The organism is Clostridium fungisolvens (assembly GCF_014193895.1).
Lineage (GTDB): Bacteria > Bacillota > Clostridia > Clostridiales > Clostridiaceae > Clostridium_AR > Clostridium_AR fungisolvens.
Genome location: NZ_BLZR01000001.1, coordinates 3129547 through 3155174, shown reverse-complemented (window position 1 = coordinate 3155174; position 25628 = coordinate 3129547). Strand labels below are relative to the sequence as shown.

The window sequence follows — 25628 nt, the reverse complement described above, 5'->3', positions numbered from 1 at the left end:
ATGGAATTAAAAGAATACTTTAACATTGTGAGAAAAAGATTATTATTAGTTATTTTAATAACCTTAAGTTGTACCTTGATAAGTGCAGTAGTGAGCTACTTTGTAATAAAACCAGTTTATAAAGCTGATATATCTGTACTGATTGGACAAAATCAAAAGAGTGACTCTGCTACAAAGGAAAACTATAACGATGTGATGATGTATCAAAAGATGGTTAAAACCTATAGTATCTTTGTTCAGACTAAAACTGTTGCTAATGATGTAATAAATGAGTTAAATTTAGATATGAATGCAGATCAGCTAATTAAGATGATTTCTGTTGCACCAAAAGGTGATACTGAATTTTTAACTATTACAGTAAAATCAAAGGATAAAAGTCAAGTTGCAAAGATTGCAAATCAAATTGCTAAATCCTTAAAAAAGGAATCAATTGAAATTTACAATCAAGACAATATTAAGTTGGTTGATGATGCTGTAGAACCAACAAGTCCAGATAGTCCAAGACCGCTTTTAAATATTGCTGTAGCATTGTTTGTTGGTCTTATGTTGTCTATAGGTATTGTTTTCTTAATAGAATATCTTGACAATACAGTTAAAGATGAAGAAGAATTGACAAGATTACTTGGGGTTCCTGTAATAGGTGTAATTCCTACAATTGAAGAATAATGGAGGAAGCCAATGGATAAGAATTTAATTTCTTTAGTTAATAATAAATCTAGAGGGGCTGAGGCTTTTAGAACTCTACGAACAAATATACAATACTCTTCTCTTGACGAAGAAATGCGTGTGATTGTAGTCACTTCATCAAGTCCTTCAGAAGGTAAGAGTACTGTTATATCAAATTTAGCTACTTCAATGTCTCAAGCAGGCAAAAAGGTATTGCTTATAGACTGCGATTTTAGAAGACCTACTATTCACAAAAAATTTGGTATTCCTAACTCAAAAGGATTAGCAAATATAATAATAGGTGAAAACAAAATAGAAGAATGTTTAAAAGCAACAGAGATAAAGAATCTTTATATACTAACATGTGGTACTTTGCCACCTAATCCATCGGAACTTTTAGGTAGCAAATCAATGACTAAATATCTTAATGAATTCAAGGAAATATTTGATATAGTTCTAATTGATGCACCTCCAGTTTTAGCAGTTACTGATGCTCAAATTCTTTCTGTTAATGCTGATGGAACATTACTTGTAGCTTCTTATGGAAAGACAGAAAAGAAAGCAATTGCAAAATCAAAGGAAATGTTGGACAAGGTAGGCGGAAAGCTAGTTGGTGTAGTCTTAAACATGGTTCCAACTAAAGCAAACGAATATTACTATAGTAAGTATTATGGTTATTACGAAAAAGAGTAGGTGATATGATGATCGATTTTCATAGTCATATAATACCTAATGTAGATGATGGATCACAGTCTTTTGATATAACAAAAGATATGCTTAAGAATTCTGCTTTGGAGGGTGCAACACATATTTGTGCTACTTCACACTATATACCTGGTGAATTCGAGCAACAAAAAGATACTTATGATAGTACGTTTTTAAAGGTTAAGGAAATAGGACAAGATATAGGTATAAATGTGATTAAAGGGTTAGAGGTTTATATAACTCCTAACCTTTTAGATCTTTATAACAATGGTTTGATTTGGTGTCTGAATGACAGAAAATATATGCTTATAGAACTTCCTATGAGAGAATTTCCTCTGTATACTGAAGATGTGTTTTATGAACTAAGGCTAAAAGGTGTTACTCCAATATTAGCTCACCCGGAACGAAATTTTAAAATTTCAAATAATCCAGAAATATTAAAAAATCTTGTTGAGCAAGGGAACCTTGCGCAGGTTAACGCAGGAAGCTTAACTGGTGCTTATGGAAGTACGATAAAGGAAGCTGCAGAGCAATTAGTTAAGAGAAATTTAGTTCATATGGTTGGAAGCGATGGACATAACAATGAGAGAAGAAACACCTTTGTTAAAAAAGCCCTATCTAGTATAAAAGAACTTAACCCTGAATTACATAAGTGGATTAAAGAAAATGAAATTAATATATTGAACGGGGAAGAGGTTTCTCCGTTGCCAGTAAGAGAGTTAAAGAAAACAAGTTTGTTTTCTAGATTATTTAGTAAGAAGTAATTAGTACATCTAATTGCTTCTTTTTTTCTTACTTTTATAGATGAACCACTTCGTAATAGAGCTTATATTTTTAAATTCTCTCACAAGAACCCGTGAGAGTTTTAAAAATAGATTTCGGATCGAAGTGGTTTATCTCTATATATAATTTGACTTTAAAATATATTGAGTGTAAAATTATTAAGAGTTTAAAAGTTTTAGAGGTGACTTATGAAGAGAAACAATATAGTTACAGAGTTTTTTAAATTTGGTACTTATTTTATAGATGCAGTTTTAGTTGTTTTTTCAGTTTATCTGTCTTTTTTAATACAGTTTAAGTCCACCCCACCAGATTACAACTTTAATCCATTCATTAACATAATACCTTTTATAGTTATAGCTTATTTAATATATATGTATGTGTTTGGTCTTGGTGATTTACTAAAAAAGAGTATTACGGAAACTATATATTCAATAGGGCTGACAGTTGTTGCGTTATTTATAACAACAGCAGGAATAACTTTCTTTGCACGTGGCTTTGCCTATCCAAGAATGGTTCTTGTTATAAGTACTATTGTGCAATTTGTAATTTTATCTATTTGGAGAACTGTTGTGTGGAAGATAAACAGATCTTTTCATGGGGTAAAAGAGTGTTTAGTTATAGGAGAAAGTTCATTAGAATATTTAACTAAGAAGATATTGTTAAAGCAAAGAGATCTATATAAAATAAAATATATATGCGGTAGTAAAAGCAAGAATATTGATCACTATTTAGACAACGTAGATGTGGTTTTTATATGTAATGATGTAGAGTTAAATATTAAAAAGAAAATAGTAGACAGTTGTCTTGCAAGTAGAAAAAGTATATATATAATTCCTGATATCTACGAAATTGCGATACTTAACTCAAAGTTAAACAGAGCGGATGATATACCGATGTTTAAAGTTCAAAAGTTAGGATTAACCTTGGAAGCGAGATTTTTTAAGCGCTTACTCGATATACTTGTATCTTTAGTAGGAATAATACTTTCTAGCCCTATTATGCTTATTGTAATAGCAGCGATAAAGTTATCTGATGGAGGAACAATATTCTACAAGCAAGAAAGAGTTACTATAGATGAAAAAAGTTTTTTTGTGCTAAAGTTTAGGACTATGGTAATGAATGCTGAAAAACTAACTGGCCCAGTGCTTGCTGGAGAAGCCGACCCTAGAATAACTAAGATTGGAAGAATTCTAAGAGCTACAAGGCTTGATGAGTTGCCACAATTCTTTAATATACTTTTAGGGGATATGAGTGTAGTTGGCCCTAGACCAGAAAGACCATTTTTCGTAGAACAGTTTAAAGATGAAATACCGGATTATAAATATAGGACTATTGTGAAAGCAGGGCTTACAGGACTTGCTCAGGTACTAGGTAAATACTCAACTACGCCAGAAGATAAGGTTAGATATGATATATTATATATCAAGAATTACTCTATACTTCTTGATTTAAAACTAATCTTACAGACTATAAAAATAATGTTTATGAAAGAAAGCTCAGAAGGCTTAAAGGATGATTTGCCTTTGACAAAGCTCATAAAGACTACTAATGCTGAAATAACTATAGATAAAATCGAAGACTAATTACCAAATAGGAGGCTTTTTAGTCTCCTATTATTATAGGGGGAAATACTACAATGAAAGATTTAACAAATATTTTATTCTGCATTTATATATTTTTAATACCATTGATTCCTTCAGAGATAAACGGGAAAAATTATAGTAATCTCACACAGATAGTATTGTTTTTATCAGTTATTCTATACGTCTTTCAAATGATAAAAACAAAAAAAGTAAATAAAATAAAGCAGAATATCGTGGAGTTCGTAACAAATAAAATCTATATAGCTTTAATAATATTCCTAGGAATAATGGTGCTATCAGCCATATATGCTGCTGATAGGTCACTTGCAGTAAAAGAGAGTATTAGATTCTTTACTTATATTGTAACGATGTACTTGATCAGTCAATGTTTTGATGAAAGAGAAAAGGAGAGAGTTATCTTTACTTTTGTACTTACTACCTTTGTAGTTTCAGTTTTAGGGATAATACAATACTTTACTGGAATTGGAGCAGATGTTTTTTTAGTAACTGAGTCAAAGTTTAGAATTCAAGCTACTTTAGATAATCCTAATACTTTAGGTGCATTTGAAGTTCTTATGTTCTTTCCGTTACTATCTATGATAAGACTTAAAAATAGTCACAATGTGTTTAGAGTTTTTGCTATTATAACTTCAGTTCTAGCCTTAATAAACTTAGTTATGTCTATGTCAAGAAGTGCTCTGTTGGGATTTGGAGCAGGATTAGTACTGTTAACTATAATTTTTGGCAAGAAGATATTGTTGTTGTTTGTACCAGTTGCAGCTGTATTACTGGTTTTACCTAGCACAATTAATAGAATAAAACAAATAGGTGATAGCAGTCAAAACGATTCAAGAGTAAAGATATGGAATATAGCTGCAAAAATGATAAAGGATCATCCTATAGGTGGAGTAGGTAATGGTAACTTTATAACCAATTACCCTAAGTATGTAAAAATGTATCCTCAGTTTAAAGAAGAAGGGGTAGATGTTTTTCCAAGTCACAATTCATTTTTAAAGGTTGGAAGTGAACTTGGATTTGTTGGAGAGTTAAGTTTTATTGTAGTTCTCCTATTAATTTTAAGAGAAGCCTTTTATTTTATAAAACACAAAAGTGAATCGCTAAACTCATATTTTTTAGAAGGTTTTGTTGTTGTTATTGTACCTTTTCTAGTTATGAATTGCTTTGATAACATTCTATTTGTTCCAAAGGTAGCAACATATTTTTGGATAATGGTCGCAATACTTTTTTCCTATAGGAAGAAAAGAAGTACTTTTTAGGAGCGTGAAGAAATGTCATATAAAGTAGCTCAAATAATTACTCAGGCAGAAATGGGCGGAGCTCAAAAACATCTTTTGATTTTAAGTGACGAATTAAAGAAATTGGGCAATGAGGTTAAGGTATATGCAGGAGAAGGATCAGGTTTAGAATTGCAACTAGAGAAACTAAATATAGATTTTAAAAGAGTATCAAATTTAAAAAGGGAAATATCTTTAGTATACGATTTAAAGGCTATAATAAGCTTTATAAAGATATTTAGAAAAGAAAAGTTTGATATTGTGCATTGTCATAGTTCAAAAGCTGGCTTGGTTGGAAGAATTGCAGCAAGAATTGCAGGAGTAAAAATTATAACTTATACAGCTCATGGCTTTGTATTTAATGAACCTATGAGTAACTCAAAAAGAAAAATATATATAGCTATTGAAAAAATAGGTGCATTATTTGGAAATAGACTGATAGCTGTTTCAAAGAAGGATTATCAGTGTGCTATTGATTATAAATTAGGACGTAAGAAAGATATTTATTATATACCTAATGCAGTAAATGAAGTTGACAGAAAATCTCTTAAAAGCTGTGATGTTTTAAAACAACAGCTTCAAGTAGAAAAGGATTTTGTATTAGGAGTTGCTGCTAATTTCTATGAAACAAAAGGCCATCGTTATTTGATAGATGCGTTGATTAAGTTAACAAACGAAGGTTATAAATTTTCTTGTCTTCTAATTGGAGATGGAAAGACTAAAGAAGAAATGATGAAAAAGGCAGAAGGATATACTAACATAAAGTTTTTAGGTTTTAGAAAAGATAACTATGATTTAATAAACTGTATGGATTTGTTTGTACTTCCTTCTGTAAAAGAAGGAATGCCTTATGCAATCTTAGAGGCAATGACTTTGGCAAAACCTATACTATGCACAAAAGTTGGTGCACTTACTGATATGATAGAAGATGGAAGTAATGGTTTTATAGTAGACCCAGAAAGTGTAGAACAGCTATATGAAAAGCTTAAGTATATATTAGATAACAAAGATATGCTTATTAATGTAGGGAAAAGTGGTTATAATTATTATAAGAAGAACTTTACAGTAGATTTATTTGTTGAAGATGTACTTAAAGTCTATGATAAAACAATGGAGAGTAGATAAAGTGTTCAGTAATATACTTGGATATAAGATTTTTAATCAAAGTAAGAGTGAATTGATAAAATTGGTTTTTGCTAAGAAAAAGATATGCATAATATCGGGCAATCCAGAAGTTTTGCTTAACGGTATGAGCAATAAAAATCTTTTTCATAGATTTAACAGTGATGATTTTATCATAATACCAGATGGAGTTGGGACGGTTATATCGGCCAAAATAGCTGGACAACCAGTCCGAGAAAAGATTGCAGGAATAGAAGTGATGGATGAACTTTTAAAGGTATCAAATGAAAAAGGATATAAAGTTTACCTATTAGGAGCTTCAGAGGATATAATTCAGAGATGTAAAAACAATATCATTAACAAATATAAGAATATTGATATATGCGGATGTAGGAATGGATACTTTAAAGATGACAGCATAAATGAAATTGTTGAGGATATAAAAGTTTCTCAGGCTAACATTTTGTTGGTAGCATTGGGATCGCCCAAACAAGAAAATTTTATTATTGAAAATATGTCACAATTGCCATGTAATATATATATGCCAGTTGGAGGAAGCTTTGACGTTTTTGCTGGAAAGTTAAATAGAGCTCCTAAAATTATGATAAAATTAGGTCTTGAATGGCTATACAGAGTTTGGAAAGAGCCTTTTAGAATAAAAAGATTAGGGAAAATCCCTAAATTTATATTTATTGTTTTTCTAAATAGAATTGGTCTGTTTAAAAAGACTGAAAGTAAGTAATTGTGATAAATGTTAAGAACTATAATGAAATTAAGTGGTTATTCATCCGATGCTTTAATGAGCTTACGCAAAGAATTAATATGATAACCACTTAATTTCAAAAATGTATTTAAAGATAACCTTAATTTAATAAGAATAAAGCCATGCATAATAGAGAAAGTAGCTCTCTATTTATACATGGCTTTTGTATTGTTTAGGACTTTTATATACTTTGTAGTAGTTATTTTTCTTTGATATATAAAACTTTATTAATACCTAAACTTAAGGTTTTACCTTATAGTTTCTCATAAACTAAAGTCATTATTACTTTTTTTAGTTCTGCGGCTTTCTTCAATAGATCATTGCAATCTTCTTTTATTTGGTTGGTATCATTACTTTCTATAAACTTTAAGTTTACCATTACATTTAGTATTGAACTTTCTATTGATGCATAAGCAAGTATAGCAGAAACACCAGCATCTGAAATTACATTTGTGTTACCATATATAGCTGCTGTTTTAATATTTTCCATTACGTCAACTAGCTCCGTTGCAAGGCTTAATGGAACTAACATAGCATTTTGAAGACCAGCCTGGATTTGTTCTTCTCTTACGGCAAGATTTTCTTCTGTATCCTTAGGCAATTTATAAGCTGACATCAAACTTGAAAAAGCTTCTCCATCCTTATCAATAAAGTTTAGAAAATCCTCTGTCTTTTTCTTACAGTTGTCCATTGCAGTAAATACTGTATCCTTTTCATTTTCACTAACACTGGCAAATGCCTTTTTATTTACTGTAAGATTAAATACCATACTGCTTAGAGCTGTTGATAGTGAAGCTGATACTGCAGCTGCACCACCACCACCTGGTACTGGACTACTTGAACTTAACTCATCTATAAAATCATTAATGCTCTTATCTTTAAAATACATATAAAAACCTCCTAAGCTTTTGTACATCTAAAATTTAATTTTAGTATTTCAATATAATATAATTATTTAAAGAATTGATTAACCTCATCCATATCTATCTTATTAGTATCAGCTTTTAGGCCTGCTAGATAAGTTTTAAAGATAGATATCGGTTCCTTTTTTATAAGCATTCTTCCTACTGTTTCAATAAGGATATAAAAAGAAAAAATTATCTTATGATAAAATTTTGCATTCCTTCTCATAAATACAATTCGGTTTCTATTTAAGAAGAAATAACTTAATCCTTTGTACTTAGAAATTGTAGCGGACTGTTTATGATAAATTTTGCTGTCAGTAACGCAAATAAGATCAAACCCTGCTCTTTTAGTTTTTAAGCAAAATTCAGTTTCTTCAAAAAACAGAAAATACATTTCAGGTATTAATCCTATTTCTTTAAAGACTTCAGTTCTTGCAACGAAACATGCACCACCAAGATAATCAACGGACAAAGTTTTATCTGTTAAGGAACTGTATGGAGCATTTTTTCCTTTTGCTTGTGCGAGACCCGTGAATAAATTAATGTTCGCTCCCATGGATTGTATTTTATTTCTTTCCTCAAAATCACAGATACATGGCCCAGCTATTCCAGCATCTTCGTTTATCTCCATGTAAGAGATTATTTTTGATAGAAAATCTTTTTCTACTTCTACATCATTATTTAAAATACACACATAATCAGGATTTTGTTTCAGTGCATATTCTATGCCTATGTTATTGCCATGGGCATAGCCTAAGTTTGTAGTATTAGTTAATAGTATGAATTTGTCAGCGCTTTGGCTTAATACTTCAACTGAGTTGTCACTTGAATTGTTGTCTACAACAATAACTTTATAATTATCATAATCTATGTTTAGGACGCTATCTAAACATCTAAGAGTTTCTTTATAAGAATTAAAATTTAATATTATTATAAATACTAAAGGTTTCTTGTTCATAAAATCTCCTTGCTATTTGGTAATTTCGTTATATAGATTCATTACTACTTTATCCCAATCATAATTTTCTTGTATAAGATTTACATTGTTTGATGAAAGTCTTTCAATATCTCCGTTGGAAATGTAGTAAGAAAGCTTATTTGTTAAATCTTCAATATTTGAATCCTCTATTAGACTTCCGCCATTATATGCCACTAGTTCATTTGCAATTCCGACATTAGTAGAGACGATTATATTGCCAAGAGCTGCTGCTTCTATAAGCACAATTCCAAAGCTTTCAAAGTGAGAAGTTAAACAGAAAATCTTTGATTTTGCATAAATATCTATAAGTTCTTTTCTGTTTGATATTGGACCAGTTTGTTTAATTTTATCTCTTAAACTTGGATGTTTTCGAATGCAATTTTCTACATATTGAGTGAATGCCTCAGTACTTTCGCCTACAAGTATCAAATTCCAAGGTAAATCATTATTGATTTCATTTAGTTTAACAAATGCTTCAACTAACATTTCAGAGTTTTTTTCCTCTGCGCCTAGTCTTCCAACATGTAGAATGTTATTTTCTTTATTCTCAAATTTAATATTTCTTGATTTAAACAAATCATAATCTATACCATTTGGTATGTATTTAAATTTCTCTTTAAAATTAGGTAATAACAGTTGCATTTCATTGAAAAGTTTTTTTTGTTCTACTCCGATTATGTCAACTTTCTTAAAAAAGTAATTGAAGAATTTACGCCCTGCTGTACTTAGGGATTTTATTTTGTTTAATAAGTTTTCAGTACAGTCTAATTTAAGAAAGATTTTACCGTTCCTATTATAATGCTTATAGACCATTGCATATACCACAGATCTAGCAGTTACATGAAATAATTGCAGCACGTCTATAGTTTTAGCATTTTTTCTTAAATATAAGGAACCATCGATAATATCATTATTATGCTTCTTGTTTATAAAATCTAGTTTTAGTCCTTTTAAGTCACCATCTATGTAATCATATCTATCATTATTGTAGCAGGCTACATAACTTTCAACAGAATATAATTTATGAAGTTTGTAGGCAATCATTCCTACATCTTTGATTAAATGTACATTTTTTGCTTGAGGAAATAAAACACAATACTTCAAAATTTTCACCTTCTTGTACACAAAATAATTGAGTTATTTACAATTATAATATATATATTACATAATTAAAACCATATTTGGAATTAGGGGTGTTAAAGGTGAAAGTTATATGTAGAAAACTATATTAACTCTTTGGAAACTCATTAAAGCATGGCAGTATAAACTTATTAAGCTAAACTTAGCTTTTAAGAGTAGTAAAATTAAATAAACTACTTCTCAATGGGCTTTTTTAGTGCAAGCCATATGTTGAAGTAGTTTATTATAATAATTCGTATCTAGTGATACTTTAAGATTACATATTATATGAAGTGTCAGATAAATTTATGTACTCATATGAATTCAGCATTAAATGTAAGTTTTATTTTAAATCATCCAAAGATTTAAACTCGTAACCTTGGGACTTCCATTCTTTTAGCAGCTCATCTAATATTTTTGTATTAGTATTTGAAACTGCATGTAAAAGTACTATACATCCATCGCTTGTTCTTTCTAAAATTCTTTTTTTAGCTGCTACTGGGTCAGGTTGTTGATCAACTAACCAATCTTTATAAGCAAAACTCCAAAATATTGTTTTATAACCTAAATCCTTAGTTTTAGCTAAAGAAGCTTCACTATATCTTCCCATTGGTGGTCTAAAGTATGGTGGCATTTTTTTGCCTGTTAGTTTCGTATATTCTTCCTCAACTTCAGTGAATTCTTTTTTGAATTTTTCTGGATCAGTTACTGAAGCCATGGAAGGATGGTGTGAAGAATGATTGCAAACAAGGTGTCCTTCTGATTCCATGCGTTTTATTAAATCTGGATTTTGAATTATGTAAGGTTTCACAACGAAAAAAGCAGCAGGAACCTTATTCTTTTTTAGTACATCTAATATTTTGCCTGTATTTCCATTTTCATAACCTTCATCAAAAGTTATATATAATACTTTTTTAGAAGTATCTCCAAGGTAGTAACTATCATAATTAAATACGAAGTTTTTTGTTTCTTTTGGAGCGTCAGGGGTAGAATTTTTATTCCACATATAATACCAACTGTATTCTTTGTTACTTAAAGAATGTTCTGTATGTGTGTTGAATTTAAAAAAATCAAATTTACTAAGATCGAAGTTAACATTTGTAGTAGCTATGGATGTAATCAGTGAAATATTTATTAAAGTGTTTTTTAAAAAAGAAAAATTCATTTAAATCACCTCAATTATATTGTTTTCATAAAATTTATTAGGATACTGGTGTTATATAGCCATTAATTCCACATAATATAACTTGTTGAAATGTTGTCTTTACTAAGGTATAATCTTATAAGTGTTATTTATTAGTTTAAAGTTACCACTTTATTTCAATTTTGAATTAAATGCCTTATTATTTATGAAACAAAAAAATTAAATATTTTTAATTAAGGCTTTTCAATATTTAAAACTATTACGTGGTATTAAAGTTAGAAAGGATGTACATAAATGAAATTAGGTATTGTTGGATTACCAAACGTAGGGAAAAGTACTTTATTTAATGCTATTACTAAAGCAGGAGCTGAATCAGCAAATTATCCATTTTGTACTATAGAACCTAATGTAGGTGTTGTTAGTGTTCCGGATAAAAGATTAGATGTACTACAAGAAATGTATAATTCTAAGAAGAAAGTTTTTACTTCAGTGGAGTTTTATGATATTGCAGGCCTAGTAAGAGGAGCAAGCAAGGGTGAAGGACTTGGAAATAAATTTTTATCTCATATAAGAGAAGTTGAAGCAATTTGTCATGTTGTTAGATGTTTTAACGATGAAAATGTTGTTCACGTTGAAGGTTCAGTAGATCCTATAAGAGATATAGAAACAATAAACTTAGAACTTATATTTTCTGATCTAGAAATTCTTGAAAGAAGAATGGAAAAGGCAATGAAACTTGTAAGATCAGGAGATAAAAAAGCAAAAGAAGAGTATGCTTTAATGGAAAGAATGAAGGCTCATTTAGAATCAAATAAGCCAGTTAGAACTTTAGAAGTTACTGAAGAGGAAAATGAATTTGTTCAATCATTGTTCCTTATCAGCTCAAAATCTGTTCTATATGTTTGCAATATATCAGAAGATGACATGATGGAAGGCAATCTTGATAATGAGTATGTGAAGATTGTTAAAGAGCATGCGGCTGGAGAAAATGCAGAAGTTGTTGTTATTTGTGCTAAACTAGAAGAAGAGCTTTCTTCATTAGAAGATGATGAAAAGAAAGAATTATTAGAAGAGTATGGTTTAGATCAAGCAGGATTAGATAAGTTAATAAATGTAAGTTACAGACTACTAGGACTTATCAGTTACTTAACAGCTGGACCACAAGAAATAAGAGCTTGGACTATCACAACAGGAATGAAAGCGCCACAAGCAGCTGGTAAGATACACTCAGATATAGAAAGAGGATTTATCAGAGCCGAAGTAATAGCATTCAATGATTTGGTTAACTGTGGATCAGAAGCAGCAGCTAAAGAAAAAGGACTATACAGATTAGAAGGTAAAGAATATATAGTAAAAGACGGAGACGTTATATTATTTAGATTTAATGTTTAGTTTTATTTAATTTGTTAGTTTTTTATATCTATAAGAAAAGAATAAGGTTCATTTATCTGTCATATTTTACTCACATATGTTTAAAAAGGCAGATGTGCAAAAAAAATCGCTAGGGGAGAAAACTCTGGCGATTTTTTTTTGTTCCTATTCATGGCGGTAAAGTGATAATTAAAGTTGTGATTGTTATATTTTTGTAAGCTTAATCAATAATAGCCAAAATAAGGATTATATCTATGGCTAAATATTAATTTTATTTTGAAAAAAATTAAAAAATCTATAAAAAAGGAGGGATTTTAAATTTTTTATAGAATAATAAAGTTAAAGTGGTGAAAAGTGGTGTAAAGTGGTGACACTTTCCTCACTTATACCTAGTTTGAGGTGTGGGATGTTTATAGGAGAATACCAACATGGGTTGGATAATAAAAACAGAATAATCATGCCTTCTAAATTTAGAGAAGAACTAGGCAATAAATTCATCATGACTAAAGGACTAGATGGATGCTTATACGTTTATCCATTGACAGAGTGGAAGGTGTTAGAAGAAAAACTTAAAAGTCTTCCTCTAACGAATAAAGATGCTAGAGCCTTTGTGCGTTTCTTTTTCTCAGGTGCAACTGAGATTGAAACTGATAAACAGGGAAGAGGTGTCATTACTCAAAATCTTATTGAATATGCAGCAATAAATAAGGAAATAGTAAGTATTGGGGTTTTAACTAGAATTGAAATATGGGGCAAAGAAAAGTGGATAGACTACAATAATTCTGATATAGATTTTGATGCTATAGCAGAAAAGATGAGTGACTTAGGAATATAAGGAGAAACGATATGGAATTTAAGCATGTATCAGTGTTGTTAAATGAATGTATAGAAGCGTTGAATATAAAGGAAGATGGAATTTATGTAGATTGTACCTTAGGCGGTGCTGGACATTCTTCAGAGATAGTAAAAAGGCTATCTGCTAAAGGAAGACTTATAGGCATTGATCAAGATAAAGATGCTTTAAGTGCCGCAGGTAAGAGACTTGAAGAGTATGGTGATAGAGTTACATTGGTTCATGATAACTTCTATAACATAGATTCTATATTAACTACTTTAAATATAGAAAAAGTTGATGGGATACTTATGGACTTAGGTGTTTCATCATATCAGCTAGATGCTGGTGAAAGAGGTTTTAGTTATATGCAAGATGCTCCTCTTGATATGAGGATGAATAGAGAAAATAAATTTTCAGCTTATGAAGTAATAAATGGGTATAGCAGTGAGGAATTATTCAAAGTAATAAAAAGATACGGAGAAGAAAACTTTGCTAGTAGAATTGCTAACTTTATTGTAAGAGAGAGAGAGAAGGGACCTATAGAAACGACCTTTCAGTTAGTTGACATAATAAAAGCAGCAATACCTGCTAAGGCTAGAAGAGAAGGACCTCACCCAGCAAAGAGAACTTTCCAGGCTATAAGAATCGAGGTAAATAAGGAGTTGTTTATTCTTGATAAGGCAATTACAGATGGTGTAAGAAGATTAAATGATGATGGTAGAATGGCTATAATAACTTTCCATTCTCTTGAAGATAGAATAGTAAAAACTGTTTTTAAGGAACTTGAAAATCCATGTACATGTCCTAAAGAATTTCCAGTTTGTGTGTGTGGTAAGATTTCAGAAGTGAAAGTATTAACTAGAAAACCTATAGAACCATCAGATATTGAAGTTGAGGAAAATCCTAGGAGTAGGAGTGCTAAATTAAGGGTTGTACAAAAAAATAAATAAAATAGTTATATTATGGTAGGGATGTGAATAAGTTGGTAGTGAAGGAATTCGATTATGTTAACGGTAATACAGCGTTAAATCCGAAAAGAAAGGTCAATGACCCACAAAGAGATAAACAATATGAGGATCTTAAAAAGTCTAAAATCGATAGAGATAGGAGACTAAAGGAAAGACAAAAAAGAAATAGAAGAGCTGCCACTCAGGTTATTGTAATGCTTTTTGTTTTAGGAATTGCAACAATTTGGAGAGATGTAAAGGTCTATACTGTTCAAGCTCAGCTAACTCAAATAAACTCAGATATAAAGGAGATTAGTGCTGAAAATGAATCGTTAAAGGCTGACATACTTAAATCTTCTTCGTTAGATACAATTAAAACTACAGCTGAAAGTAAATTAGGAATGATTATCCCAGGGGATGGGGACGTCTTAAGAACAAATTCTAACGAAAATTATTTTGCAACAGATGTAAAGGACAAGCAGGTTACTAATAATGGTTGGGGTCTTCTAGCTAAGATTAAAGAATTTTTATTCTAGTAGGATGTATTTATCTAAGCTGTGTTAGTATGTTTAATTTGTTCTTTGAATTTTAAAAATCCATGATGAATATTTTTGTATAAAATTCGGGGTAATTTATAATCTAAATTAGTCTTGGTATATTTATGTATTTTGGTAAACTACTTCAAGCGTTAATTGAGTAAGATAGAAGTTTTTATTAAGGTTCCTATCTTACTCTAATGATTGAAGTAGTTTATGTTCAAAATAAAAGATTGCTTAATACAAAGAATATTTGAAAGCACTATTTATTTGTAAGGGGATATATTTATTAATAAATAATGCATCTGGAAAAATAAAGTTCAATAGAATAGTTAAATATTAAGTAAGTTAATATTAAGAATAACTTTATTTCTGAATGATCGAGCAATGTTTTTGGAGGTATAGTTATTGATTGAGCATAATTACAGGGATAAAGCTACCACTAAGAAGAGAATGTGGATAACAGTAGTTTTTTTAACTATATTATTCTTTGGATTAACTTTAAGATTAGCGTATGTAATGATAGTTAAGAGTAACGAATATTCAACTAAGGCGGTTGAACAATGGACAAGTAAAGTACAAATAGATGCTGTAAGGGGAAAAATTTTAGATCGCAATGGCTCAGAATTGGCTGTTAGTGGTAATGTCTATAGAGTAGATTTTGACTTAAATGCTATTAGAGAGTACTTAAAAAAACATAAACTTACAAGCCAGGATATTGCTCCTAAAATAGCAACTGCATTAGGTCTTACTGAAAAAGAAATATTGGATAAACTTAATACTAAGCTACCTAGCGGAGCAGATGCTGGAGCAGCTCATGTGGTTAGAAGAATAGAAAAGGATATAGCTGATAAAGTTAAAGCACTACAAATAAATGGGGTAATGGTATCTCCTGATACAAAGAGATATTATCCTAACAATAATCTATTATCTCATGTTCTAGGAAACACAAACTCTGATGGTAAAGGACTAAATGGAGTAGAACTTCAATACGACAAAGAACTTTCAGGAACCCCTGGAGTAAGAATAGCAGAAATTAATAGAAAGAGTGAAGATTTACCATATACTATTTCAAGTTTCACTGCTCCAATTCCAGGTAAGGATGTAGAGTTAACTATAGATAGGCAAATACAAATGTTTGCAGATAAAGCTGCAGCACAAGCTTTAAGTGACAATAAAGCAAAAGCGGTAAGTGTTATAGTTATGAACCCTAAAACGGGAGAAGTATTAGCTATGGCAAACAAGCCAGATTTCAATCCAAATACTCCTTATGAAGGAGCTGAAAACTTCGATGGAGCAACAGCTACAGACAAGCTTCAGAAAATGTGGAGAAATAGAGCTGTAAGTGATTCTTTTGAACCGGGATCTATATTTAAGGTTTTTACTGCAATAGCTGCTATGGAGGAAGGAGTCGCTGATAAAGGGGAGACATACTCATGCGCAGGTAGTGTTAGAGTACTAAATAGAATTATAAAATGTTGGAAAAGAAGTGGACATGGAACAGAGACTTTTGGAGAAATAATAAAAAATTCATGTAACATGGGATTTATAGAAGTAGGTAAGAAGTTAGGTAAAGAAAAATTAGCTGAATATATAAAGAAGTTTGGTTTTGGAGCAAAATCAGGAGTAGACCTTCCTGGTGAGGCTAAGGGTATAACTAAATCAGCTGCAACAATAACTGATATTGACCTTGCAACCATTTCTTTTGGACAAACTAACACAGTAAACCCAATACAATTCATGGCTGCATTTAATGCAATTGCTAACAATGGTACATGGATTCAACCTCATGTGATGAAAGAAATCAGTCATGTAGACGATCAAGGTAAGCGAGTAGTTGATAGAAACTTTGATCCTAAGACAAAACAAGTAGCAAGTGCAGAAAAGACAACAAAACTAAGGGATTATCTTGAAAAGGTTGTTTCTGAAGGATCTGGAAAGAGGACATATATTGAAGGTTATCATATTGCAGGAAAAACTGGAACAGCTCAAAAGGTAAATCCAACAAATGGTACTTATGAAAGTGGAAAATATATTTCGTCCTTTGTAGGAATGGCTCCTGCAAATGATCCAAAGCTTACTGTTATGGTTTCTATTGATGAAGCTAGTGCAGGAGAGTATTATGGTGGTGTAATTGCTGTACCAGTAGCAAAAATAGTATTTAACGACATATTTAATTATTTAGATCCTTCTGCTATATCAAAGGACACAAGTAGCATTGTAAGTGCTCCTGATGTAATTGTTCCTGAAGTTAGAGGCATGGAAATAGATGAAGCAAAGAAAAAACTTAAGGAAGTAAAGCTAGATTTTGATATAGAGGGACAGGGAGAGTATGTGACAGATATCAAGCCTACACCTGGTTATACAGTAAAGGAAGGCAGTAAGGTCAATCTTTACAGTGGAAGTTCAGGAAATTATAATAAAGATGTTATTGTTCCTGACATAAAGGGCTATACTAAAGAGGGAGCTACTAAAATTCTTGAAAAAGTGGGCCTTAAAGGTGATTTCTCTGGAGAAGGTCTTATGGTTGATGAACAAAGTATTCAGCCAGGAGAAGTTGTGAAAAAAGGAGATTCTATTAGGCTTACCTTAAGTGATGATGTAGATGATTAATTAGCATGTGGCTTCTAGCCACATGCTAGTATTTTGTTATATTGCTGCAATCTTTATGCAAGTAGCATTTGATGAATATTAATTAATATTTGATACTTTGTTATCAGAATGTATATCTATATATCATTTAGGAGGATTTAATAGCATATTATTTAAGGAGATGAGTGGACAATGCTTCTAAGAAACTTATTAAATGAAATAGAATTTGAACTTATAAAAGGAAGTTTAGATCAAGATGTAAATAAGATTACCTATGACAATAGGAAAACTGAAGAGGGAGATATATTCTTCTGCATTAAAGGATTTGCAAGTGATGGACATAAGTTTGCAAACAGTGCTGTAAAAAACGGAGCTAAGGTAGTATTTTGTATGGATGATTTAAGTATTAGTGAAGACATTACTGTACTTAAGGTAAAAGATACAAGAAAGACCATGGCATTGATAGCTTCAAATTATTATGAAAGACCTACAGAAAAACTGAAGGTGATAGGAATTACTGGAACAAATGGTAAGACAACCTCTGCTTTTATGACAAAAAAGATTCTTGAGGATAGTGGTTATAAAGTTGGATTAATAGGAACTATAGCGAACTATATCGGAGATAGGGTGATTAAGACAGAAAGAACTACTCCTGAATCCTTAGAACTTCAAGAACTTTTTAATGAAATGGTTCAAGAGAATGTTGAATACTGTGTTATGGAGGTTTCCTCGCATGCTCTAGAACTTGATAGAGTTTATGGAGTAAGATTTGTAGGTGCAATATTTTCAAACCTAACAAGAGATCATCTGGATTTTCATAAGACATTTGAAAATTATTATAATGCTAAATTTAAACTGTTTGAGAGAACAGATAGGGCTATAATAAATTTAGATGACGATTATGGAAAAAATATAATTTCGGATTTGAAAAGTAAAAATATAAAAACAGATATATTTACCTATGGTATCCATGAAAATGCTCATATAAAAGCAAAGGATATTGTTAACTCATCAAAAGGTGTTAAGTTCAATGTAACTTTAGATAACGAAGAGTATGAATTTAATCTTCAAATGCCTGGTTTATATAATGTTTATAATGCACTTTCAGTAATAACTTTAGCTAAGAATTTGGGAATTTCCTTAGAATCAATAGTTAAAGGACTAAATAAGGCAGTTGTTCCAGGAAGATGTGAGAGGACAGCTATTGAATACGATATTCCGTATGAAGTAATAATTGATTACGCTCATACTCCAGATGGATTAGAAAACATACTTAAAACTGCTAGAGAGTTTACTGCGAGTAGGCTAATATCAGTATTTGGATGTGGCGGAGATAGAGACAAGGTTAAGAGACCTATGATGGGTAGGATTGGCACAGAGCTAAGCGATATTGCTATTGTTACTTCTGATAATCCTAGAAGTGAAGAGCCTATGTCAATAATAAATGACATTATATCAGGTTTGAATACCAATAGTTATGAAGTTGTTGAAAATAGGAGAGAAGCTATTAAAACTGCACTTGAGATTGGTAAGTCAGGAGATGTAATAGTAATTGCAGGTAAAGGACACGAAAATTATCAAATTTTAAAAGATAAAACCATTCATTTTGATGAGAGGGAAGTAGTGGTAGAAATATTAGAGCAATTAGGAGTGAAAAAATGTTAGACTTAACCTTAGAAGAAATCGTAAAAGCTGTAGATGGTAATTTTATCACAACAAATAAAAATGAACATTTTGAAAAAGTTAGTACAGATACAAGAAAAATTGAAAAAGATAGTATATTCTTTGCACTTAGAGGCGAGAATTTTAATGGTAATAATTATATAAAAGAAGCAATTGATAAAGGCGCAAGTGTTTGTATAGTAGATGAAAATAAAGAAGAATTTTTAGGCTACGAAGCAAATGTTATAAAAGTAAAAGATTCGAAAAAAGCACTTCAGAAACTTGCAAAATACTATAGAGAAAAATTAGGGTTAAAGGTTATAGGGATTACAGGTTCAAATGGTAAGACATCAAGTAAAGATATCTTAGCAGCTATATTAGGAGAAAAATACACTGTATTTAAGACTAAAGGCAATTTTAATAATGATATAGGATTGCCACTTATGATACTTGAACTTGATGGAACTGTGGATATTGCAGTGTTAGAGATGGGGATGAGTAATTTAAATGAAATTCACCTTCTTGCAGATATAGCGAGACCAGATACTGCGATAATAACTAATATAGGATTATCACATATAGAAAACCTCAAGACTAGAGAAAATATTTTGAAAGCAAAGATGGAAATAGTTGATTATTTCAATGAGAGAAATACTTTAATTATTAATGGTGATGATGATCTTCTAGATAGCGTAACTAGTGATAGCTACAAGATTATTAAAACAGGTCTAAATGATTCGAATAACATCATTGCTGAAAATGTAGTTTTATTGAAAGACCATAGTGAATTTGAAGTAAACTTTCAAGGGCAAAAAGTTTCTTTTGAGCTACCGATGCTTGGAAAACACAGCGTGCAAAATTGCTTGCTTTGCATTGCAGCAGGAAACTTGCTTGGTTTGTCACTGGATGAAATGAATAATGGATTAAAAAATATACAATCAACTTCCATGAGGTTGGAGATAATAGAAACTGATAAAATTACAATTGTTAATGATTGCTACAATGCAAGCCCGTCATCAATGAAAGCTGCTATAGATGTTATGAAAAATATTGATGGCTGTAGAAAAATTGCTATACTTGGAACTATGAGAGAACTAGGTGATGAATCACTAAATGCGCATATTGATACTGGTGTTTATGCAAAGAATAATGGTATAGATTTATTATTATGTTGCGGCGAATACTCTGATGGTTTTAAGAATGGTTTTTCAGATGAAGGGTGTACAGTTTTTCAATCAAAGGAACAATTAATTAAAGCGTTAGAAGAATTAATTAAAGAAAAAGATGTTGTTCTTGTCAAAGCATCGAGAAGTATGAAGTTTGAAGAAATAGTCAACGAGCTTAAAAAAATGAATCTATAACCAAGGAGGTGAGCTGTCTAATATAGACGGCAATATATGGGGAATTTAGCTAATACAGCGTTAATAATATCAATTTTAATAAGTTTTATTGTGGCATCAATAATAGGTCCAGTTATAATACCTCTTTTACATAGGCTTAAATTTGGACAAAATATAAGAGAAGATGGTCCAAGAAGTCATTTGAAAAAGGCAGGAACACCAACAATTGGAGGAATAATATTTATATTAGCCACATTAATTACCATGCTTGTCATGATACCTAGTTTCACTGATGAGTCTATGGTAGTGTTATATGCATTTATCGCCTTTGGGTTTGTAGGCTTTTTGGATGACCTATTGAAAATTATTCATAGAAATAACCTGGGCTTGAGAGCATGGCAGAAGATGGTGCTGCTTCTTATAGTTTCTGGTGCATTAGCTTATTATGCGTATGTGAGCATAGGAACTTCAATAAATGTACCATTTTCTAGACAACAATGGGAGATGGGATGGTTATTTATACCTTTTATAATAATCTATTTTGCAGCAACAACTAATGCAGTAAATCTTACAGATGGATTGGATGGACTCGCAACTTCGATAACTATATTAGTAATGACTTTCCTATCTATCTTAAGCTTAAATATGGGGCATTATAGACTTTCTATATTCTGTGTAGCGCTAGCTGGTGCTTTACTGGGATTTTTAAGATTTAATGCATTTCCGGCTAGAATATTTATGGGAGATACAGGCTCGCTTGCTCTAGGAGGAGCTGTAGCTGCTATAGCAATGATGCTTAAAATGGAACTTGTTATAATAATTGTAGGTGGAATTTATGTTTTAGAAACTCTTTCGGTTATAATTCAAGTGGCATCTTTTAAGCTTACTGGAAAAAGAGTATTTAAGATGGCTCCGATACATCATCACTTTGAGCAAATAGGATGGAGTGAAACAAAGATTGTTTCGGTATTCTCGATTTGCACCCTTTTACTTTGTCTTATTGCCTTTTTGTCTTTGTAGTAATTATAGGAGGAATTTGAATGAAAAAAAACAAGCCTAAAATGGGACAAATCGATTATGTAATGTTCTACACGATTTTCTTCCTGTTGGCGATTGGTGTAGTAATGGTATATAGTGCTAGTTCATACTACGCAATGTATAAGAATAATGATAGTATGTTCTTTTTAAAGAAGCAGCTACAGTGGTCTGTTCTAGGCGTCGCGGTTATGTTTTTTATGATGTCTGTTGACTATCATAAGCTTAAAAAGTATACAAGAATAATGATGATTATATCCTTACCTTTGCTAATAGCTGTTTTTTTCTCAGCAGACGTAAATGGTGCCAAGAGATGGATACAACTAGGTCCACTAGGACAGTTTCAGCCGTCAGAGTTGGTTAAGTATGTTGTTGTTTTGTTTATGGCTACCAGTATGGAGAAAAAAGGGGAGAAGATGAAAACCTTCAAAGAGGGGATACTGCCTTATTTAATAGTATCAGGATTTTTTGCAGGTATGATTCTTTTGGAGAAAAACTTAAGTATTGCATCTGTAATAATGATAGTTACATTGATAGTAATGTTTGTGGCAGGTGCTAAAACTAATATCCTTGCTTTTGGAGTAGTTCCAGCAATGTTTGCAGCTGCAACTTTCTTTATATTTAGTGAACCTTACAGAAAAGCAAGATTATTAAACTTCTTAAATCCATGGCAAGATCCTGCTGGTGACGGATATCAACTTATTCAGTCTTTTTATGCTCTTGGTGCAGGGGGAGTTACTGGACTTGGTATTGGGCAATCAAGACAAAAGACTTTGTATATGCCAGAACCACATAACGACTTTATATTTGCTATAATAGGAGAAGAGTTAGGACTTATAGGCTGTGCGCTAATAATACTTTTATTCATCATCTTCGTTTTTAGAGGGATTAGAATTGCTATGAGCGCTAAAGATGCCTTTGGAACCTTGTTAGCGACTGGAATAACATCTATAGTTGCAGTTCAGGCTATTATCAATATAGCCGTTGTAACTGGATCAATGCCTGTTACAGGAGTACCATTACCGTTTATAAGTTATGGAGGAAGCTCTCTGGTCATTAACATGGCCGCCATGGGAGTTCTGCTTAATATATCGAGACAAGTAGAGAAAAAGAGAATGATATAAATTTATTATGAAATGGCACATCTAAGGATGTGACAATTCAAACAGAAAACAATTTTCAAAACTCTCACGGCTTTTTGTGAGAGAATTTGAAAATATAAATTTATTGTGAAGTGGCACATCTAAGGATGTGACAATTCAAACAGAAAACAATTTTCAAAACTCTCACGGCTTTTTGTGAGAGAATTTGAAAATATAAATTTATTGTGAAGTGGCACATCAACAATAGACAAATTAAATTGAATAATATAAAATAAAATAGCTGAGCCTATGAACGGCCAGCTTTTTGTTTTGATATATTAATTCTAGTTATATATTAATATATCAAAAAAGTGCACGATAATAAAAGAAAAGTTTATTTTTAGTTTAAATAATTAAGAGTAATATATTTACATAATAAACAATATCTTTTAATAATTTTGTAATGAAAAAACATAGATATAATGGTATTATATAAATTGTAATATAACCATAATTTTAGTAATTATATCAAAAGTTAAGAAGGTATTATATGAATAATGAAATAAATGAATATATAAAAAAGCACAAAAAGAAAAAAGTTAGAAAAAAATTGGTTTTATTTTTTGTTTTCTTCTTTTCTATAACTATTCTTATATTATTAAAGGCTCCATTTTTTAATATAGCTGATGTTAAAGTTGAAAATAATAAAATAATAGATAGCAAAGAAATTATAAGTAGATCAGAGCTACTCGGGAAAAATATTTTTTACATAAACCAAAAAGATGTTAGTTATAAAATTACAGCAAATCCTTATATTGAGAAAGTTAATCTCAAAAGAGTATTTCCGAGTGGAATCATTATAAATGTAGTAGAAAGAAAGGCTGTATATTTTGTAAAGGGTTCTGATGGAATATATGTACTAAATTCTGAACTGAAAATTCTAGAAAAAAGGGCTAGTATAGATGGATTAAATCTTACTGAACTTACAGGGGTTTCTCCGACTTCTACTGATGTAGGGACATACTTCAACAGTGATGAGAAAATAAAAAGAATAGCTGACAATATAGGTAATCTACTAGAAGAAAATAAGAGCGATGTAAAGTTCAATTTAGTAAATTTAGAAAATACCACCTCATTAAATATTTTAGTAGGTGACGTAAAGTTATTGTTGGGTAACGATGAAAATCTTGAGATTAAACTTAATAATTGCATAAAAATATTAAAAGAAAGTAGCATTGGAATTACAAAAGGCTATATTGATGTTAGTTTTGATGGAGATCCAGTTATAAAAAAGGAATAAGGAGGAAGTGCAATGAAAAAGGTAACTTCGCAGATAGTTGTTGCTATTGTATGTGCATTATTAGGGTTTTTATTGGCATATCAATTTAAATTGATAAATAACAAAGAAAGTGCTGTTAAAGATAATGTGGATAAAACAGATATTACAGCTGAAATAGATGCTCTTAAGAAAGAAAAAGATGAACTTGTAAAGCAGAATAACTCTTTGACTGAAGATTTAAAGAAGATAGAAGAATCAGCAGCTAAAAAAGGTGATGTAAATACAGAAGTAAAGCAACAGCTTGATAAAACCAGAATGATACTAGGTACTGTTGATGTAAAGGGTCAAGGTGTGATTTTTTATCTTACACCAAAGTCCTCTATTTTTTCTAGCAATAACGCAGACTATATATCTGAAAATGAACTTATTCATATTGTTAATATCTTAAACTTTTCCGGTGCAGAAGCAATATCTATAAACGAGAAAAGAGTTACCTCTCAGACAGGTATAAAAAATGCAAGTAATTTTATTTGGATTGGCTCAAATGAAAGAATATCACCAAGCGATAAAATAGTCATAAAAGCCATAGGTGATAAAGCAAAGCTAGACGCAGGATTAACTTTTCAAGGCGCTTTAGATTACGGTGTTCTATCTAATTATGAAAGAAAAATAGAGAAAAGCAATGAGGTAGTTATACCTAAATCATCTCAAGTTATTCATAATGATTTTATTAAACCTGTACAGTAGGAGTGATTATTAAATGATAGCATTCATAGGACTTTTGATTGGAATTATAGTTGGAATAGTTTGGAAAGTGGATATACCTGAAAAATTTTCGCCATATATGTCAGTTGCTATACTAGCTTGTTTAGATTCGGTTTTTGGAGCTATTAGAGCTAGTTTATCAAAGAATTTTCAAGCGGATATTTTTATTTCAGGCTTTTTTGGAAATGCCGCACTTGCAGTAGCTTTAGCTTATTTAGGAGATAAACTTGGAATTCCTATTTATATAGCGGCAGTAATAGTTTTTGGTGGAAGAATCTTTGATAATTTTGCTATAGTGAGAAGGCTTTTGATTGAGAAAGCAAGATCCCGATAGAGGGGTGTATATATGAGAAATAACGAAGCATCGATATTTGTTTTTATAGCTTCAATTATAATAGGAATTCTTATCGCTCTTAATATAAATTTAAAGGGAACTACGAGAAGTTTTCAAATGAGTGCCAAACAGTATCAAGATGCATATAATCAAAAAAATAAGTTATATGGAGAGGTTTCTAACCTTAGAGATTCTAATTCTAAAATGATAGAAAAGATGAATAAATATAAATATGACGACACTAAGAGTGAGAAAATAACTCAGGACATTAATGATGAATCAAATAGTAATAAGATGGAAGTAGGTTTTAGTGGAGTAAAAGGTAAGGGCGTAAAGATAACCTTAAGGGATGGTACAATTGATACAACAGAAGGATATGAATATGAAAATTCTCAGCTTATACTACTTCGAACTATACACGATGATGATATGATAAGAGTTGTAAATGAATTAAGAGTTGCTGGTGCTGAGGCAATATCTATCGGGGGACAGAGAGTTCTTCCTAATACGGCAATTTTGTGTAAGTGGGCTTTTTTAGATATTAATGGAGTTCAGATACCAGGACCTTCTTTTGATGTGTATGCTATCGGAGATCCAGACACACTTGACAGTATACTAAAAAGAGATGATGGATTTATAAGATCCCTAATGAATAGGGGAGTTGAAATATCTATAGAGAAGAAAGATAATATAAATATAGATCCTTATTTAGGGGATGCGAACTTTAATGATCTTACACCTAAAACAAAATAGGTGTAAGATTTAAATATTTTGAAGGATTTTTTA

General features: G+C 31.0%; 24 protein-coding genes. 20 read left to right on the top strand and 4 right to left on the bottom strand.

Features of this window, described 5'->3' with window-relative positions; genetic code table 11:
• The 7 genes from bsdtw1_RS13925 (at position 1) to bsdtw1_RS13895 (ending at position 6896) form a co-directional block, all read left to right on the top strand.
• Positions 1–666, top strand: a complete 666-nt coding sequence (locus bsdtw1_RS13925) for a YveK family protein (protein WP_183278166.1) — start codon at positions 1–3, stop codon at positions 664–666.
• Between the two features lie 12 nt (positions 667–678).
• Positions 679–1359, top strand: coding sequence for a CpsD/CapB family tyrosine-protein kinase (locus tag bsdtw1_RS13920; protein WP_183278165.1), 681 nt, complete (start codon positions 679–681; stop codon positions 1357–1359).
• A gap of 5 nt (positions 1360–1364) precedes the next feature.
• Positions 1365–2135 carry a tyrosine-protein phosphatase gene (locus bsdtw1_RS13915; RefSeq protein WP_183278164.1) on the top strand — a complete coding sequence of 257 codons (771 nt, stop codon included), beginning with the start codon at positions 1365–1367 and terminating at the stop codon, positions 2133–2135.
• Between the two features lie 207 nt (positions 2136–2342).
• Complete coding sequence (locus bsdtw1_RS13910) at positions 2343–3737, top strand: sugar transferase (protein WP_183278163.1); 1395 nt, start codon at positions 2343–2345, stop codon at positions 3735–3737.
• A gap of 53 nt (positions 3738–3790) precedes the next feature.
• On the top strand, positions 3791–5014 hold the full coding sequence (locus bsdtw1_RS13905) for an O-antigen ligase family protein (protein WP_183278162.1): 1224 nt from the start codon (positions 3791–3793) through the stop codon (positions 5012–5014).
• Positions 5015–5026: 12 nt separating this feature from the next.
• Positions 5027–6157 (top strand): glycosyltransferase family 4 protein, encoded by a 1131-nt coding sequence (locus bsdtw1_RS13900; RefSeq protein ID WP_183278161.1) that lies wholly within the window; start codon positions 5027–5029, stop codon positions 6155–6157.
• A 1-nt stretch (position 6158) separates the two neighbouring features.
• Positions 6159–6896, top strand: coding sequence for a WecB/TagA/CpsF family glycosyltransferase (locus bsdtw1_RS13895; protein WP_183278160.1), 738 nt, complete (start codon positions 6159–6161; stop codon positions 6894–6896).
• A 274-nt stretch (positions 6897–7170) separates the two neighbouring features.
• On the opposite strand, the gene bsdtw1_RS13890 is transcribed toward bsdtw1_RS13895, so the two are convergent.
• From bsdtw1_RS13890 to pdaA, 4 genes are all read right to left on the bottom strand, one after another.
• Positions 7171–7806 (bottom strand): cyclodeaminase/cyclohydrolase family protein, encoded by a 636-nt coding sequence (locus bsdtw1_RS13890; protein ID WP_183278159.1) that lies wholly within the window; start codon positions 7804–7806, stop codon positions 7171–7173.
• A gap of 62 nt (positions 7807–7868) precedes the next feature.
• The gene (locus bsdtw1_RS13885) at positions 7869–8780 is read right to left on the bottom strand and encodes a glycosyltransferase family 2 protein (RefSeq protein WP_183278158.1); all 912 of its coding nucleotides are present in this window, start codon (positions 8778–8780) and stop codon (positions 7869–7871) included.
• A gap of 12 nt (positions 8781–8792) precedes the next feature.
• Positions 8793–9905, bottom strand: coding sequence for a glycosyltransferase family 4 protein (locus tag bsdtw1_RS13880; protein ID WP_183278157.1), 1113 nt, complete (start codon positions 9903–9905; stop codon positions 8793–8795).
• 358 nt (positions 9906–10263) lie between these two features.
• Positions 10264–11085 (bottom strand): delta-lactam-biosynthetic de-N-acetylase, encoded by an 822-nt coding sequence (pdaA, locus tag bsdtw1_RS13875; protein WP_183278156.1) that lies wholly within the window; start codon positions 11083–11085, stop codon positions 10264–10266.
• Positions 11086–11358: 273 nt separating this feature from the next.
• Between pdaA and ychF the strand changes: the two genes are divergently transcribed.
• The 13 genes from ychF to bsdtw1_RS13810 all read left to right on the top strand — a co-directional run bounded on the left by ychF (position 11359) and on the right by bsdtw1_RS13810 (position 25595).
• Entirely contained in the window at positions 11359–12456 is a 1098-nt protein-coding gene (gene ychF, locus bsdtw1_RS13870; protein WP_183278155.1) for a redox-regulated ATPase YchF, read from the top strand.
• A gap of 385 nt (positions 12457–12841) precedes the next feature.
• The gene (mraZ, locus tag bsdtw1_RS13865; protein ID WP_183278154.1) at positions 12842–13270 is read left to right on the top strand and encodes a division/cell wall cluster transcriptional repressor MraZ; all 429 of its coding nucleotides are present in this window, start codon (positions 12842–12844) and stop codon (positions 13268–13270) included.
• An 11-nt stretch (positions 13271–13281) separates the two neighbouring features.
• Positions 13282–14220: a 16S rRNA (cytosine(1402)-N(4))-methyltransferase RsmH gene (gene rsmH, locus bsdtw1_RS13860; protein ID WP_183278153.1), complete on the top strand. Its 939-nt coding sequence runs from the start codon at positions 13282–13284 to the stop codon at positions 14218–14220.
• Positions 14221–14258: 38 nt separating this feature from the next.
• Positions 14259–14753 carry an FtsB family cell division protein gene (locus bsdtw1_RS13855; protein WP_244638223.1) on the top strand — a complete coding sequence of 165 codons (495 nt, stop codon included), beginning with the start codon at positions 14259–14261 and terminating at the stop codon, positions 14751–14753.
• 408 nt (positions 14754–15161) lie between these two features.
• Positions 15162–17366: a stage V sporulation protein D gene (locus tag bsdtw1_RS13850; protein WP_183278151.1), complete on the top strand. Its 2205-nt coding sequence runs from the start codon at positions 15162–15164 to the stop codon at positions 17364–17366.
• 171 nt (positions 17367–17537) lie between these two features.
• Positions 17538–19010: a UDP-N-acetylmuramoyl-L-alanyl-D-glutamate--2,6-diaminopimelate ligase gene (locus tag bsdtw1_RS13845; RefSeq protein ID WP_183278150.1), complete on the top strand. Its 1473-nt coding sequence runs from the start codon at positions 17538–17540 to the stop codon at positions 19008–19010.
• Complete coding sequence (locus bsdtw1_RS13840) at positions 19004–20368, top strand: UDP-N-acetylmuramoyl-tripeptide--D-alanyl-D-alanine ligase (RefSeq protein ID WP_183278149.1); 1365 nt, start codon at positions 19004–19006, stop codon at positions 20366–20368. Before bsdtw1_RS13845 ends, bsdtw1_RS13840 begins: the two co-directional genes overlap by 7 nt.
• A gap of 36 nt (positions 20369–20404) precedes the next feature.
• A complete protein-coding gene (gene mraY, locus bsdtw1_RS13835; protein WP_183278148.1) occupies positions 20405–21367 on the top strand; it encodes a phospho-N-acetylmuramoyl-pentapeptide-transferase in 963 nt (320 codons plus the stop codon).
• A gap of 20 nt (positions 21368–21387) precedes the next feature.
• Positions 21388–22506, top strand: a complete 1119-nt coding sequence (gene spoVE, locus bsdtw1_RS13830) for a stage V sporulation protein E (RefSeq protein ID WP_183278147.1) — start codon at positions 21388–21390, stop codon at positions 22504–22506.
• A gap of 508 nt (positions 22507–23014) precedes the next feature.
• On the top strand, positions 23015–23764 hold the full coding sequence (locus bsdtw1_RS13825; protein ID WP_183278146.1) for a cell division protein FtsQ/DivIB: 750 nt from the start codon (positions 23015–23017) through the stop codon (positions 23762–23764).
• 12 nt (positions 23765–23776) lie between these two features.
• The gene (locus bsdtw1_RS13820) at positions 23777–24490 is read left to right on the top strand and encodes a DUF881 domain-containing protein (protein WP_183278145.1); all 714 of its coding nucleotides are present in this window, start codon (positions 23777–23779) and stop codon (positions 24488–24490) included.
• A gap of 13 nt (positions 24491–24503) precedes the next feature.
• A complete protein-coding gene (locus bsdtw1_RS13815; protein WP_128212825.1) occupies positions 24504–24842 on the top strand; it encodes a small basic family protein in 339 nt (112 codons plus the stop codon).
• A gap of 12 nt (positions 24843–24854) precedes the next feature.
• On the top strand, positions 24855–25595 hold the full coding sequence (locus bsdtw1_RS13810) for a DUF881 domain-containing protein (protein WP_183278144.1): 741 nt from the start codon (positions 24855–24857) through the stop codon (positions 25593–25595).
• Positions 25596–25628 lie beyond the last annotated feature (33 nt).